The following is a 14,743-nucleotide window of genomic DNA, read 5'->3' as shown; positions in this document are numbered from 1 at the left end:
CGGCGCGCGGCCGACGGAGCCCGTCAGCCGGCCAGCATCGCCAGCACGATCCCGGCGGTGGTCGCCACCGCCGGAACCAGGCAGACCAGCGCCCCGAACCGGGGCGTCCGGTCCACCCGGTCCTCCGGCCGGGGCCGGAACAGCCGGCCGACCGCCAGCCAGCCCGCCATGAAGGCCACCGCCGGCATCGGCAGCCCGACCACCAGCGCCAGGATGCTCGCCGGGCCGGTGCCGGTGCCGAACAGGACCAGCAGCTGGATCAGCGGGAAGACCAGCGCCAGCGGCCCGTACACCAGCAGGTTGCGGGGCCGGGACGGCCAATGCGCCAGCCGGGGCAGCCCCCGCGCGGCCAGCGTGTCGTCCGCGGCGTCGGCCCACCGGCGGGCACCCTGCAACGAGGTCAGCACCGCCGCCGGCCCGGCCGCCATCGACCGGGCCGCCTCGGTCAGCTCCGGCGGAGTCGGCTGCAACGAGATCGCCGGCACCCCGAGCTCCCGCAGCTGCGCCTGCTGCGGGGCCAACCGGGCCCGGACGACGGTCAGCTCCTCCCGGGCGGCCTGCACCGAGCGGGCCTGCTCGCCCGCGGCGGTCGTCGCGGCCCGGCGCACCCCGTCGAGCTGGCGGGCCGCCGCGACGTAGTCCGCCCAGGCCGCCGCGGCCGGATCCGGGGTGTCGGCCGGCGGGCGCCCCGGCCGGGGGGCGGGCACGGCGGTTCCGGTCTCGCTCACGTCGCCGGCTCCTCCCCGAACGGCACCAGCACCGTCCCCAGCTCGCCCGGGCCGTCCCAGAGCACAGCCCGGCCCGGACGCGGACGCCACAGCACCGGCCGGTCGAAGAGCGACTCCAACCGGGCACCCGGCACGTCCGTGACCACCACGGCGGCCAGCTTGTCGATCTCACCCTCGGGGCCGAGCAGCCCGGCCAGCGGCCCCACCGAACGCCACCAGCCGAGCAGGTGCAGCCCGGCCGGCGGCCCCTCCAGCAGCAGCGACCGCAGCCGCTCGCCCGGCAGCTCCACCGCGTCGGGCACGTCCAGCCCGAACACCACCAGGTAGCCCGGCTCGCCCGCGTCCATCGCGGCCCGCAGCCCGGCCACGTCGACCGTCTCCACCCGGTGCCGTTCGGCCAGCTCGGCGGCCAGTTCCGCGGCCGGCTCGGCCGACCCGTTCGCCAGCGGGGCCAGCACGAACCGGGCGGCCGCATGGTGCGCCGCCGTGCTCCGCGCGGCGGTCACCAGCAGCCGGGCCGCCTCCTCGTCGCGGCCCAGCACGGCAAGGTTCCGCCCGGCGGCCGGGCCGAGCGGCACCGCCACCGTGGAGCGGTGGACGTCCACCGCCCGACCGAGCAGCGCCGCCGGCGCGTGCGCCCGTCCGGCCAGCGCCGCCCGGTGCCGCGGGTCGTTGCCCAGCAGCGGGCGCGCGTACCCGGCGAAGACCACCGGCGGGCCGAAGCCTTCCGGCCGGGCCGCCCAGAGCCGGTGCCGCAGCTCGGCCAGGGTCTCCGGCTCCTCGTGCGGATCGGGAAAGCGGATCATCCGCTCGTGCCCCCGGGTGGCACCGCGTGGCCCGCCCAGGCCGCCGGCGGTGTTCACCACCGCGCTGCCCACCGGCAGCCCGGCCGCGGCGTCGTTCGTCGGTTCCAGCACCGCCGACCCGCCGGGCAGCGCGACCCGCACCGGGAACTGGCCCAGCAGCGGATCGCGCGGGCCGCCGATGCCGAGGTCACCCTCGCCGGCCAGGACCAGATGGATGCCGTACGCCCGGGCGGCGCGGGCCAGCACGTCCAGCCGGGCCAGCAGGTCCATGGCGAGACGGTCGCGCTCCCGCAGCAGCAGGGGGAAGTTGTCGATGACGCAGACGATCCGGGGCAGCGCCTGGTGCTCGCGCAGCTCCGCGTAGCGCTGCCCGCCGGCCCGCCGGCCGGCCTCCTCCCGGCGGTGCAGCTCCGCCTCGAGCTGGCGGACGAGGTCCGCCACGTACTCCCGGTCGGCGGCCATCCCGGCGGCCCGGACCTGCGGCACCCACGAGCGGTCCCGCTCGGTCTGCAGGAACTCCACGAAGGACTCGCCCTCGTTCAGATCGGCCAGGTAGAGCACCAGCTCGTCCGGGCCGTACCGGGCGGTCAGCCCGAACAGCACGTTGGTCAGGAACGCCGACCGCCCGGCGCCCGACCGGCCGCTGAGCAGCCAGTGCGGGGTGAGCTCGGTGAAGCCGAGGCTGACCGGCCGCCCGGCGGCGTCGCCCACCACGGTCGAGAGCCCGTCCACGGAACCGGACTCCCACAGCTCTCCGCCGGGCAGCAGGTCGGGCAGGGAGAGCCGCGAGCCGTCCTCGATCTGCCGGGCCAGCCGGCGGCAGACCCCGGTCACCAGCTCGTCGGGCGGGTCCTCCTCGACGAAGACGGGGGAGTTGAGCCCGCCGGCCGTCTCCGTGCCCGGACTGCTCAACGCCTGCCCCGGCGGATCACCGACCAGCGCGTACGCGTTGCGTACCGCGACGGGGGTGGCCTGCGGCAGCGGAGTCTCGGGCGACCAGCCGGCGACCACCAGGTGCAGGCCGGCCCGGTGCCCCCGCGCGGCCAGCTCCTCGATCCGATCCAGGTCGATCGCGCCGGCGCCGGCGGGCAGCGCGGCCACCACCAGGAGCAGCGTGCGGTCGTGCCCGCGCTGCCGGGCCGTGCCGGCGGCCACCCACTGCTCCGCCTCGGTGAGCACCGTCCGCAACCCCGCCACGTCCACGGCCGGCGGCGGCAGCAGCCCCGCGTCGGCCAACGCCGCGAACCCCGCGAAGGCACCGCCGGTCGGATCCTGGCCGGCGGTGGCGTCCACCACGCGGACCAGCAGCGAGCCGGCCGGCGCGGCGGCGAGCAGCCGGAGCAGGAGGGCCCGGAGCAGCCCGGCCACCCGGGGGTCGGTGGCGTCGGTGTCGACGCTCAGGTGACCGCTGCCGAGCAGCGGCACCAGCGCCGGGAACCGGGCGTCGTCGAGCGGCGCGGCGGTGCCGACCCGGACGAAGGGCGGCGGGTGGTCGCCGGGCGGGGTGGCCGCGGTCAGTGTCTCCAGGGCGGTGCCGGCCCAACCCGGGGCGGCGAGCGCCGCGGCCGTGCGCAGCCGCTCCGCCAGCTCGTACTGCCGGTGGTGGTCGGCCGGGGCGGGCCGGATCTCGTCCAGGATGCCGGCGGCGGCGGTCGCGGTGGCCGCGGCCCGCCGGTGCAGGGCGGCGGCCCGGCCGGCTCGCGCCTTCGGACTGGCCACCGCGTCCACCTCTCTTCCCGAGGCCGACTCTCTTCTCCCCGAGCAGTGACGGTATCCCAGCCGACGGCCCCGCTCCGGGATGTCGACCGGCGCTGCGCGGTCTTTGCGAGCCAGCTCACCGCGCTCGACCGGGCATTGTCCCACCTCCGGCCAGCGGGCGGACGCGATCGGTGAATCTGGGGCATTGGGTACGAGGCGCGCAGCCGATAGCCTCAGGGGGTGGAATCAGTGCAGCCCCCCGCCGGTTCCCAGGTCTCCCGCGTACCGGCGCAGCGGACCCCGCCCGAACAGCTGGCGCCCCCGGCGCCGGCACCGGCGCCGGAGCGCCCCCGGCGGCGGCTGCGCACGGTGCTCTCGGTCGTCGCCGGGCTGCTCGCGGTGCTCTGCGTCGGCGGAGGGATCACCGGATTCATCCTGTACGACCGTGCCACCGCCCCGGACCGCAGCGCCCCCGACGCGGTCGTGGACAACTACCTGCGCGCCTTCTTGGTGGATCGCAACGACACCAAGGCGAGCCAGTTCGCCTGCGAGGGCGGAGGCGACCTCGACGCTGTTCGAGGTCTCCGAGACGAGCTGGAGCGGCGCGAAGCGAACTTCAACGTTGTGGTCCGGGTCAGTTGGGGCGCGCTCGCCCGGGCGAAGAGCGGCGATGGAGAGTTGGTGACCACGACCTTGACCATCTCCAGTTCCGCGGACGGCCAGACGCGCAGTAGCCGTCGTGAGGAATGGCAGTTCAAGGTGATCGACAAGGACGGGTGGCGGGTCTGTGAGGGCCGCAAGGCCGTCTGAGGCGGCTACTCGACCCAGAGCAGGTGGACGGGAACCTCCAGGGTGGTCGGTGCCTGGCCGCGCCAGGCCCAGCGGTACCACTCCAGCTCCGAGGTGACCCGGACGCAGATGTCCCCCTCGGCGCCGGAGTACGTCTCGGTCACCGCCCGCAGGTCACGGTGCTCGGTCGGCCCGACGACGTGCACCACCCGCCGGCCGGCCACCGCGTCGGCCTCGAAGACCGGGGTCGGCAGCCGGTGTGCCGGCGCGTCGAGGGAGACCAGCCGGATCCCGGTTTCGCGGGGCGCGGCTCCGGCGCCCTTCCGGTCGCCCACCGTCTCCACCCAGACCCGCTCCACCGGTACCAGCGGCGCGAAGACCTCCACCTGCTCGGATTCGGCGCGGTACCACTCGTGTTCGGGGATGACGGGCACGTAGGTCCGGCTGCCCTGCACCACCTGCTCGTCGGCGCGCAGGTCACCCCGCCAGCCCAGGCCGGGCAGCCCGACCAGCACCCGACGACCGCGCAGCTCCACCCGGCCGGTGGCGGGGAGGATCTCGACCGGTCGGGGCGGCAGCGGCGCCCAGTCGGGCTGGTCCGCGAAGGGGTCGGGCAGCGGGCCGGTCATCCGTCGGCCGGCCTCACGTGTTGCCGTCCAGCGGCGCGCCGCGTTCCCGCATGAACGGCACCGGGTTGATCGCGCCCCGGCTGGACCGGTCGCCCTCCACGTGCACCTCGAAGTGCAGGTGCGGGCCGGAGGAGTTACCGCTGGTGCCGACGAGGCCGATCACCTCACCGGCCTCCACCAGCTGACCGGGGACCACCCGGGGGCGCTCGACCATGTGGCAGTAGCGGGTGATGTAGCCCCCGGCGTGCAGGATGTCCACGAACCAGCCGCAGCCGCCCTTGTCCGGCCAGCCGTCGCGGTCGCAGTCGCGTCGCCCGGAGTGGTCCGGGTCGCAGCGGGCGACCAGCACCCGGCCGGTCGACGCGGCGTGGATCTCGGTGACCCGCTTGGGCGCGGCGATGTCCACTCCGTTGTGGCTCGGCCGGTCGGCGGTGCGGAAGCCGGAGCCCACACCGCCCGGGATCGGCGCCGTCCAGCCCGAGGCGGCGATCCGGGCACCGGAGGCCGCGTCACACACCGCCTTGCCGGCGATCTGCACCGTCCGCGCGGCGCCGCCGGCCAGCGCGTCGACGATCCGGCCGGCCAGCTCCTCGTGCTTCGCGTAGGCGTCGGGGAACGCGCTGACCTGCACCCGCTGCGCCACCACGGTCAACGGTCGGTCCTCCCACCTGGGCACCCGGACCAGCTTCTCGTAGAACTTGCGGGCGGTGTAGGAGGGGGTCATGCGCTGCTGGACGCCGCCCCAGCCGGGCCGCTGCTGGAACAGGCCCAGCGAGTCGTGGTCGGACCCGACGCCTTCGTGCGGCAGCGCCAGCGACGCCGGCACGGTGCTGTTCGCCAGGTTGCGTAGTGCGGACTCCTGCATCGCGGTGGCCAGGGCGATGACCCAGCCGCGGGCCGGCACCTTCATGTCCTGGCCGACCTTGATGATGACGGCCGCGTTGCGCAGCTGACCCTCGCCGTACTCGGCGAAGCGGGGCATGTCCCGGGTGATGCTGACCCGGTGGGCCGCGTCGCAGGCCAGTCCGGCCACCGTCGCGTCGTCCTGCTCCTCGCCGCCCAGCTCGGTGAGGAAGAAGGCGGCGGCGCCGCCCACGCAGCAGAGCAGGGTGAGGGCCGCCGTCAAGGCGGCGGCCACGACGCCGACCCGCAGCTTCCGGCGTCGGGGCGGAGGTCCGGCGTCCCCCCACTGTTCGGTCATTGGCGCTCCCAGTCCACCGCGTCCACCAGCCACCGGCCGTCGGGGGCCACCAGTTCCAGTCGGAGCCGACCGTTGTCCAGCGGGACGAGGACCTCCACGAAGGACTCCGTTCGGGGGCGGAGCGTGACCTGGCCGGTCACCCGCCGGGCGGGGACGCTCTCCGGGTCCGCGCCGGTCAGCTTCTCGGTCAGCGCGGGGGTCGACATCGGGCGCAGGCGCGCCTGCCAGTCGTCCCCGCTGCTGCCCGGGCCGGCCAGCCACGCGGTGGTGAACCGGCTGGCGGCCTGCTCGGGGGTCAGCTCGCCCGGCCGGGTCTTCGGCCTGGGGGGCGCCGGGCTCGACAACACCCCGTCATCACCGGCCTCCGGGTCCACGGTGCTGATCGGCTCCCGCGGCCGGTTGCTGAGGCCGGTGGACGGGTCGACGGGGCCGGAGACCAGGCGGGCCGCCCCGATCACGCCGAAGACCACGACGGCGATCACCACCGCGACGCCCAGCCGGGACCGCAGTGCCCGGGTGAACAGGAATTCCAGCGCCCGTCGCATCGTGCTCACCGCGCCTCGGAGCGCACCCGCGGACTCGGGTTGGCCGGCGCGCGTTCGGCGGAGCCCGGTCGGTAGATGGCGAAGGAGGGCGATTCCTCGGGCACGTCCGGTTCCCTCCAGGTGGCCGGCTGCCGACGTCGGGGACGCGGTGCGGTGGTCCGGCCGCCGCCCGGCTGCTCCGGTGTCGGCGCCTCGTCCGTCCGCTCCCGCCCGTCCGGCCGCTGCCGGTCGGCCGCGGCGTGCGACGGGTCCTCGTGCCGGGCCTCCGGCCGGAGGCTGCCCTGGCCGAGCGCCACGCCGCGGCGCCGGCCGAGCGCCGGCTCGGCCGTGCCGCCCGGCTCGACCACGTCCAACCGGGCGGCCACCCGCACGTCCCGGAAGAACCGGCGGTGCCACGACCCGGCGGAGCTGATCGCCTCGCTGCTGTCCTTGCCGCCGAGCTGGGTGATCCGCCGGTACGGGCGCAGCAGCAGCCAGCCGACCACGCCGCAGAGCCAGACCAGCACCACCTGGAGCCAGCCGGGCAGGGTGGGCGTGTTCATGATGAGGTCGACGGCGAAGAGGTAGATGGCCGCGCCGGTGCCGAAGATGGCGATGTTGAAGACCGCGGCGACCACGGCGTTCGCCAGCCGGCGCAGCCCGGCGCTGGCCGGGCGCATCAGACCGACCGTGCCGAGGATCGGCGCGGCGATCACCGCCCACCGGAAGATCAGGAAGCCCAGCAGTACCAGCAGCGAGGCGGTCAGGTCGAACATCGCGAAGAGCAGCGAGGCCAGCACCGCGATGAAGCCGGCGCCGATCCGGTCCATGTCCCGGACGCCCTGGAGGTACTCGTAGGCCTCCGGGTCCTCCGTCTTGATCTGCTCGGCGACCCGGGCCCACTGCTGCTGCTTCGCCTTGATGGTCGCCTCTCGGGTGGCCGGGTTCTGGCGGAGCTTCTCCGCCTCCTCCCAGGAGAGCGACTTGGCGTCGTAGAGGGCCGGGCCGTACTTCTTGGCGGTCTCGCTGTCGGCCGAGCCGAGCACCCCGCGCAGCCAGTTCCGGTAGAGCATCGTCTCGGTGGCCGTGTCGCTGGCCCGGACCGCCGGAGGGCGGTGATCCTTGCACGCCTGGGGGTTGGGGTCGTCGCACTGGCCCGGCGGAGTGTCCCGGGTGGCGGGGCCCACCGCGCCGTGCACCACGCTCAGCGTCGTGACCAGGGTGTTGTCGGCGATGTTCGCCGATTTTACCGGCCAGGCGGCCAGGGCGGTGACCGCCACCATCACCAGCAGCGCCCAGCCGGCCGTGGTCATGGCGTTGCTCATGTCCGACTGGCGGGAGCGCCAGAGCAGGTAGAGGCCGACCACGCACAGCGTGATGATGCCGAAGACGCTGAACACCTTCTGGTAGACGGCCTTGGTGGCCTGGTCCACCAGCGGATCTGCCCAGCCCCACATCGAGCGGGGATCCCAGGCGCGTTCCCGCAGCGCGTTCGAGGCGCCGATCACCGCGTTGGCGAACATGAACTCGCCGTTGGCCACCATGGTGGTGAAACGGTAGTCCGGATGGAGCACCGACGACGCGCAGCCGCCGTCGACGTCGTATGTCGTGTAGCTGTATCCGGCGTAGCCGTAGTCGCTGTAGAGGCCCTTCGGACCGGGCAGCTTGGCCGAGTCCGGGCGGGAGGCGAACCAACCGGCCAGACCGGAGTCCGGCGCCCCAGGGACCGGGGCGTTGCGGCACTCGACCTGGTCCTGGCTGACCTCCTTCAGCTTCGCGACGCAGGCGCGGAAGTCGGCCTGCCACTCCTTGGTGCTGCACAGCTCGGCCCGGGCCTGGGCGGCCGGCTCGGCGGCGTACGCGGGTGTCGCCCCGATCACCGGCCAGGCGATGGTGGCCACGGCGAGTAGGCCGAGCGCGAGGAGGAGCGCCGCGATCCGTGCCCGGGCCCTCGCCATGTCACGCCTCCAGATCAGCCAGGACGGTCGGCAGCGCCCCGGCCGCCTGGGCGACGGCCGCGGGAGTGGTGTCCAGGTGCTCCAGCAGCCCGGCGACGTACGACACGTCGACCCGGACCTTCTGCACCCGGCCGTCGACGTCGCGCATCACGAACTCCCGGAAGCCCAGCCGGGCGGCAGAGCCGGCGTCGGCCTGGGAGAGTGAGGCGAGTGTCGCCTCGTAGCCGTCGTTGACCGGCACCCGGAGCAGCCGGAGCGCCTCGGAGGCGATCTCGGTGTCCTCGGCGATCCGGCCGACGAAGACGGTGGAGACCAGGTTCTGCACGTCGAGACCGAGGATGTCCTTCGGGTTCTGCGAGGCGACCAGGGCGGCGAGGTTCCACTTGCGGGAATCCCGGGCGAGGCGGACCAGGAACGAACGCCCGGAGCGCCAACCCTCCATGAAGTGCGCCTCGTCCAGGCCGACCAGCTTCCGAGACGACATCGACCCGCCGTAGCAGCGGCGGACCGCGAGCCGGTGCGCGGTGTGCAGCATCGGCAGGGCGAGGGCCTCCTCGGCCGACCAGTACTCGCGTTCGATCTTGAGGTCGGGCAGCCGCAGCCCGGCCATCGTGATCACGGTGAGCGCCGCGTCGGCGCCGAGCAGCCCCTCCGGCGGCCGGCCGAAGAAGAGCATCGCGAGCGGCATCTCGGCGGTGTCCAGCAGCAGGTTGGCCAGCTCCCGGCCCGCGTCGTCGTCGAGCCCCTGGAGGCAGGCGACCACGTCGTCCAGGGTGGAGGTCTCCTCCGCCGGCACCTGGCGTACGGCGTGCCGGAACAGGGTGGCGGTGGAGGCCTCGCGGGCGACCTGCGGCGGCACCAGCATCATGCAGATGTCCTGCACCAGCATCCGACGCTCGGCGCGGGCGTTGGAGACCGCGATCTCGAACTCCCGGTCGCCGGCCGCGCCCGCGCCGAACTCGCTGCGCAGCGGCGTCGGGATCAGCGCGTACGGCGCCAGCGTCCCCTGCTCCGAGCCGGTCAGGTTGAGCACCCGGGAGTACGGCCGCAGCTCGGGCATCGAACAGAGCCGGGCCAGCGGGCCGGACGGGTCGAGCAGGGTGACCTGCACCCCGCGCCGGGCGGCCAGGTAGCCGAGCGCGCCGAGCAGGGTGGACTTGCCACCGCCCGGCTCGGCGACGAAGACCGCGAGCCCGGAGCGCTCCCGGACCTCCATCGGGAAGTGCAGGTCGAGGAAGACCGGGCGGCGGCAGGTGCCGGCGGTCCGCCCGATCAGGTCGCCCCGCCGGTCGCCGACCGTGGAGGCGGCCTGCGGCAGCGCGGCGGCGAGCAGCGGGACCGGCATCCGCCGGACGTAGCCGGTGTTGGCGATGGGCTCGCCGGGGATGAACTCGCGGGCCAGCCAGTCCTGGTTCTTCGGGTGCTGCAGCGAGATGCGCAGCTCGCGGGAGTAGAGCTGGATGAGGCGGCGGGCCCGCTCCAGGCACTCCTCCCGGGTCCGGCCGCCGACCGCGATCCGGTGCCAGCCGTGCGCGCGGGCCGAGTCCACCGGCAGCCCGGTGGTCATCTCGTCGCCGATCACCAGCGCCCGCTTGGCCAGTCGTTCCAGCTCGGGCGGGGCGTCGATGCCGTGCTCGGCGTAGTCGAGCTGCTGGGACCGGATCATCCGGAGCCGGTGCTCGAGGTTGCGGAAGGAGTCACCCGAACCAAGGATGTCGACCCGGGTGGAGATCTCCATCGGCCAGGGCAGCCGCTCGTGGAAGTGCAGCCAGGGTTCGTGCCGCTCGGGGATCTCCAGCGGCTCCATCCGGCCGACGGCGAGCACGGCGACATGCCGTTCCTCGCCGGTCATCCGGTTCACCAGCTTCACCGTCGAGCCGTACGGGGTGCGGTAGCGCTCCACCTGCTCGGTGAGGGCGAGCAGGTCGCCGCGCTCCCACCGGCCGTTCGTCACCGGGGAGAGGGTGCCCGGGGGCGACATGCAGAGCGCGACGGAGCGGTAGAGCAGCCACTCCAGCTCCTGCGCGGTGACCCGGCGACCCCGCATGCCGAACGCGCCGAGCACCTCGTCGAACTGCTCGACCGTCCGGCCCAGCTTGCGGCGCTCCCCGTCGGCGGTGCCCCGGCCGAAGGTGCGCAGCAGCCGCTCGGTGAGCGAGTCGCCGAGCGACCGGCGGGCGAAGGTGACGCCCAGGTAGGTCTGGCCCTCGGCGTGGTTGACCGCCATCAGGTGCCGCTGGGCGGCGACCAGGTGGTCGGCCCAGCCGGCCGTGCCGGACACATCGGGCAGCGGGGACGCGGTGTGCGCGTCGATGGTGCGGGCCCACTCGTCGGCGGGGAACGGCCGGGTGGTGCGGCGCAGGTGCAGCCGGAAGCCGGCCAGGCCGGCGTACTGCTCGGAGATGGCGGAGAGCAGCGCCTCCCGCTCGGCGTCCGGGCGGAACGCCCAGCGCACCTCGGGCAGCCAGTACCAGGCGGTGACGGTGTTCGGGGTGAAGGTCAGGTGACCGGCGATCTCGGTGATCGCCAGCTCGACCGACGGGTCGCGGTCGCCGAACTTGATCTTCGGGGGGCGGACCCGGACCGGCCTGGCGGGCCGGCCGCTCCGCTCGGCGGCGGAGCGCTGCCGGGGCGTGGCCACCTCGCGGGCGGGTGCCTGCGCCACCTCCCGGCTGGTCGGCGCGGCGATCTCGCGGACGCCCGGCGCGGCGAGCCGCGCCGCGTCGGCCCGGCGCTCGGCCCCCTCGGCGGTCTCCGGTTCGCGGCGCGCCGGGCGCTCCGGCGAAGGCTCGACGCCCGGATCGGTCAGCTCCGGTTCGGCGGTCCGCCGCAGCGCGGGGAGCCGGTCGCCGGGTTGGTGCGGCACCCGGTTGCGGCCGGTTGGCGCGGGCGCCGGATCGAGGGCGGGCACCCGGTCGGAGGGGTCGTCCGCCAGCTCGGGAACACGCGGCGTCGGCGGGACCGGCTCGGCGGGAGCGACGTGCTGGTGCGGAATCGGCAGCGCCTCCCGCCCGACGCCGCGGCGGGGCGGCGCTACCACCGGGGTCGGCTCGACGGCCGGCGGCGCCGGGGTCACCGCGGGCGGCGGCGCCGGGGTCACCGCGGGCGGCGCCGCCGGGCGTCGGCCGCCGGGCTGCGTGCCGCCGAACAGGTCGAGGAACGGCGAGTCGATGTCGCCGCTGTCGCCGACCGTCGGCGCGGACTGCTCGCCCGCCGCCGACTGGCCGTGCGGCCCGGCGGGCCGGGGCGGCTGGAAGACGCCGACCCGGCCGTGCCCGGGACTGGTCACCAGGGCCGGGTCGAGGGTGACCTCGTCCAGCTCCTCGGCCTCTGGGTAGTCGAACGATCGCGCACGGTTACCGTGCGGACCGGCGTGCCGCCCGGCCGGGGAGCCCGGCGTGGAAGAGCGATTCATGCGACCGCCTCACCCGCGTCGTTCGTCTGCCCGATCGGCGTACGCCCGGTCATGCCAGTTCCTCCCGGATCCTGATCCGGCTCGCCACCAGGCGCGGGTCGCGCAGCTCGGCGGCCGGCTCCCGGGTGCGTCGCCAGTCGGTCAGCGCGGTGCGGATGACCATGCGCGCCGGCCGGTCCGGGTCGACGTACCGGAAGATGAACGAGGTGGTCACGATGGCGAGCGAGATCTCCCACGCGGGGAACAGCTCGACCTTCAGCGTGAACAGCCAGTGGATGAACATGTAGAGGGGTACGAGCAGCATGAACAGGCCGTACTGGGCGTACGGCAGGTGCACGGGAAGGGTGTAGCCGGGCGGCCCGAGATAGACGAGACGTGCCCGGTAGATGTCGTCGTCGGTGCGCAGCCGCATGGTCGCCCGCGCCTATTCGAAGATCAGGTTGATCAGGTAGTCGCCGATGAAGAAGAGGGTGGCGGCGCCGGCGATGAAGGCCAGGCCGACGATGGCGATGGCGGAGCTGGTCAGCACCTTCGAGATCTCGCCCCGGCTGGCGCGGCCGATGAAGATGACGCCGAGCACGGCGAGCAGGATCGGCGCGATCTTGCTGGCGAAGAAGGTGACGACACCCTCGGTGTCGATCCCCTTGGGCGCCGGCTCGGCGAGTGGAGTCGACGCCAGGGTGTGGAGCGCGTGGTCGACGGCGGACGACGCCGTCCCCAGGAGCTCGATGGCGATCACTGGAAACCTCCCCATGTCGCGGCCGGCGACGCCGCGGTGGTGCAGTAGTCAAGCCTGGCGGGATCGTTGCTCACTGTGCGCAGCGTCGGCGACGCTGCGCTCGTTACCCACCACGCAGAGTGGTGAGCTTTGGGGGAATTCCTCCCGCTTCGGCCCTCCCTCCAGGCTTCGCCATCTCGATGCTGGGCAATTCCAAAGCGTACGGCCCGGTCACCTTTGCGACAACCCGCGAAGAGTCGACCCGGTTCGCCCCGGACGACCGATCGTACACCTGTTCCAATCGGCATGTCAGGGTCGTCGCGGACGGTCCTGGGCCGGGTCGCCGGAGGCCCTGCTGGCGACCGGTACGGTCTAGTCGTGACCGATCTGGTACGGGCGCAGGCCCCGGTGGTGATGGGCGTCCTGAACGTCACGCCCGACTCCTTCTCCGACGGCGGCAGGTACGCCGATCTCGACGCCGCCGTCGGACACGGAGTGCGACTGCGCGCGGCCGGCGCGGACCTGGTGGACGTGGGCGGGGAGTCGACCCGTCCCGGTGCCGACCGGGTCGACCCGGAGACCGAGACGGCCCGGGTGCTGCCGGTGATCCGCGAGCTCGCCGCCGCCGGCATCCCGGTCAGCATCGACACCAGCCGGGCCCGGGTGGCCGAGGCGGCCCTCGTCGCCGGCGCCGACGTGGTCAACGACGTCTCCGGCGGCCTCGCCGACCCGGACATGGCCCGGGTGGTCCGCGACGCCGGCTGCCCCTGGGTACTGATGCACTGGCGCGGGCACTCCCGCGGGATGCGCGACCTGGCCAGCTACACCGACGTGGTCGCCGACGTCCGGGCCGAGCTGGGTCAGCGGGTCGACGAGGCGCTGGCCGCCGGGGTGGCCGCCGACCGGATCATCATCGACCCCGGGCTCGGCTTCGCCAAGACCGCCGCGCACAACTGGGAGCTCAGCGCCCGCCTGCCCGAGCTGCTCGACCTCGGCTTCCCGCTGCTCTTCGGGGCGAGCCGCAAGTCGTACCTGGGCCGGTTGCTGGCCGGCCCGGACGGCACGCCCCGCCCGACCGCGGACCGGGAGGCGGCCACCGTCGCCACCAGCCTGCTCGCCGTCGCGGCCGGCGCCTGGGGGGTCCGCGTGCACGACGTCCGGGCCACCGCTGACGCGCTCGCCGTCTGGGCCGCCACCGGCCGCCCCCACCTGGTCGCCGGAGCCGCCGGCCGGCCCGCCGGCAGCGGCGGAGAGCCGCCCGGCCGGAGCGGGAGCGACGCTCCCGGCGGGGGCGACCAGCGGCCGCCCGGCGAGGAAGAGGGCCGGCCGGCGGGTGCGGCGCGCGGAGAGGGAGCACGATGAGCGACCGGATCGAGCTGACCGGGCTGCGGGCGCGCGGCCGGCACGGCGTCTACGACTTCGAGCGCGCCCAGGGGCAGGAGTTCGTGGTCGACGCGGTGCTCGAACTCGACCTGGCCCCGGCCGGCCGCTCCGACGAGGTGACCGACACGGTGCACTACGGCGAGCTGGCCGAGCGGCTGGTCGCGGTGATCACGGGGGAGCCGGTGAACCTGATCGAGACGCTCGCCGACCGGCTGCTCGCGGTCTGCCTCGCCGAACCCCTGGTCGGTGCCGCCACGGTGACCGTGCACAAGCCCGAGGCCCCGATTCCGCACGCCTTCCGGGACGTGGCCGTCACGATGCGGCGTACCCGGTGACCCGGGCCGTGCTGTCGCTCGGCAGCAACCTCGGCGACCGGCTCGACCACGTGCGCTCGGCGGTGGCCGCGCTCGGCGACGCGGTGCGGGTGGTCTCCGGCGTGTACGAGACTCCACCGTGGGGGGACGCCGAGCAGCCGGCGTACCTGAACGCGGTGGTGCTGGCCGTGGACCCGGCGGCGACCGCGCGGGACTGGCTGGAGCGGGCCCGGGCCGCCGAGGCGGCGGCCGGCCGGGTCCGTGACCCGGAACGCCGGTTCGGACCGCGCACCCTGGACGTCGACGTCGTCGCGGTCTGGGACGACGCGGGTGAGCCGGTGCTCAGCGACGACCCGGAGCTGACCCTGCCGCACCCCCGCGCCCACCTGCGGGCCTTTGTGCTCCGGCCGTGGATCGACATCGAGCCGCACGGTCGGCTGCCCGGCCACGGCTGGCTGACCGACCTGCTCAACGCCGAGCCGCTGGCCGGGGACGCCCTGGAACTGAGCCCCCGAGCGGATCTGGCGTTAGAGTCGGACGCATGACCCACTGGAGCCGGACGGCATGAGCCAGGCACAGT

General features: G+C 74.8%; 13 protein-coding genes. 4 read left to right on the top strand and 9 right to left on the bottom strand.

From position 1 onward, the window contains the following. Window positions 1–23 precede the first annotated feature (23 nt). Both ACTWO6_RS31480 and ACTWO6_RS31475 read right to left on the bottom strand, forming a co-directional pair. Window positions 24–728 (bottom strand): hypothetical protein, encoded by a 705-nt coding sequence (locus tag ACTWO6_RS31480; RefSeq protein WP_446217295.1) that lies wholly within the window; start codon window positions 726–728, stop codon window positions 24–26. Then, a complete protein-coding gene (locus ACTWO6_RS31475) occupies window positions 725–3,262 on the bottom strand; it encodes an FtsK/SpoIIIE domain-containing protein (protein WP_446217294.1) in 2,538 nt (845 codons plus the stop codon). Before ACTWO6_RS31475 ends, ACTWO6_RS31480 begins: the two co-directional genes overlap by 4 nt. Window positions 3,263–3,481: 219 nt before the next feature. On the opposite strand from ACTWO6_RS31475, the gene ACTWO6_RS31470 reads away from it, so the two are divergent. Beyond that, a complete protein-coding gene (locus tag ACTWO6_RS31470; protein ID WP_446220837.1) occupies window positions 3,482–4,042 on the top strand; it encodes a hypothetical protein in 561 nt (186 codons plus the stop codon). Window positions 4,043–4,047: 5 nt separating this feature from the next. On the opposite strand, the gene ACTWO6_RS31465 is transcribed toward ACTWO6_RS31470, so the two are convergent. The 7 genes from ACTWO6_RS31465 to ACTWO6_RS31435 are packed head-to-tail and all read right to left on the bottom strand — an operon-like array spanning window position 4,048 to window position 12,487. Further along, window positions 4,048–4,650 (bottom strand): hypothetical protein, encoded by a 603-nt coding sequence (locus ACTWO6_RS31465; protein WP_446217293.1) that lies wholly within the window; start codon window positions 4,648–4,650, stop codon window positions 4,048–4,050. A gap of 13 nt (window positions 4,651–4,663) precedes the next feature. Beyond that, window positions 4,664–5,851, bottom strand: a complete 1,188-nt coding sequence (locus ACTWO6_RS31460) for a M23 family metallopeptidase (RefSeq protein WP_446217292.1) — start codon at window positions 5,849–5,851, stop codon at window positions 4,664–4,666. Beyond that, the gene (locus ACTWO6_RS31455; RefSeq protein WP_446217291.1) at window positions 5,848–6,405 is read right to left on the bottom strand and encodes a hypothetical protein; all 558 of its coding nucleotides are present in this window, start codon (window positions 6,403–6,405) and stop codon (window positions 5,848–5,850) included. Before ACTWO6_RS31455 ends, ACTWO6_RS31460 begins: the two co-directional genes overlap by 4 nt. Next, a complete protein-coding gene (locus ACTWO6_RS31450; RefSeq protein ID WP_446217290.1) occupies window positions 6,402–8,333 on the bottom strand; it encodes an MFS transporter in 1,932 nt (643 codons plus the stop codon). Before ACTWO6_RS31450 ends, ACTWO6_RS31455 begins: the two co-directional genes overlap by 4 nt. 1 nt (window position 8,334) lies before the next feature. Then, window positions 8,335–11,748: an ATP-binding protein gene (locus tag ACTWO6_RS31445; protein ID WP_446217289.1), complete on the bottom strand. Its 3,414-nt coding sequence runs from the start codon at window positions 11,746–11,748 to the stop codon at window positions 8,335–8,337. A 49-nt stretch (window positions 11,749–11,797) separates the two neighbouring features. Then, window positions 11,798–12,160, bottom strand: coding sequence for a hypothetical protein (locus ACTWO6_RS31440; RefSeq protein ID WP_130329622.1), 363 nt, complete (start codon window positions 12,158–12,160; stop codon window positions 11,798–11,800). Between the two features lie 12 nt (window positions 12,161–12,172). After that, entirely contained in the window at window positions 12,173–12,487 is a 315-nt protein-coding gene (locus tag ACTWO6_RS31435) for a hypothetical protein (RefSeq protein ID WP_130329620.1), read from the bottom strand. 357 nt (window positions 12,488–12,844) lie between these two features. Between ACTWO6_RS31435 and folP the strand changes: the two genes are divergently transcribed. Genes folP through folK form a run of 3 tightly spaced genes read left to right on the top strand, consistent with a single transcriptional unit; the run spans window position 12,845 to window position 14,708 of the window. Continuing rightward, the gene (gene folP / locus ACTWO6_RS31430; RefSeq protein ID WP_446217288.1) at window positions 12,845–13,828 is read left to right on the top strand and encodes a dihydropteroate synthase; all 984 of its coding nucleotides are present in this window, start codon (window positions 12,845–12,847) and stop codon (window positions 13,826–13,828) included. Continuing rightward, the gene (folB, locus tag ACTWO6_RS31425) at window positions 13,825–14,184 is read left to right on the top strand and encodes a dihydroneopterin aldolase (protein ID WP_446217287.1); all 360 of its coding nucleotides are present in this window, start codon (window positions 13,825–13,827) and stop codon (window positions 14,182–14,184) included. Before folP ends, folB begins: the two co-directional genes overlap by 4 nt. Further along, window positions 14,181–14,708: a 2-amino-4-hydroxy-6-hydroxymethyldihydropteridine diphosphokinase gene (gene folK, locus ACTWO6_RS31420; protein WP_446217286.1), complete on the top strand. Its 528-nt coding sequence runs from the start codon at window positions 14,181–14,183 to the stop codon at window positions 14,706–14,708. The genes folB and folK overlap by 4 nt, the downstream gene beginning before the upstream one ends. Window positions 14,709–14,743: the final 35 nt, after the last annotated feature.

The sequence above is a fragment of the Micromonospora sp. IBHARD004 genome, from assembly GCF_052814115.1.
Note: the sequence above shows the minus strand (reverse complement) of the source record. Positions and strands in the feature narration are given on the sequence as shown.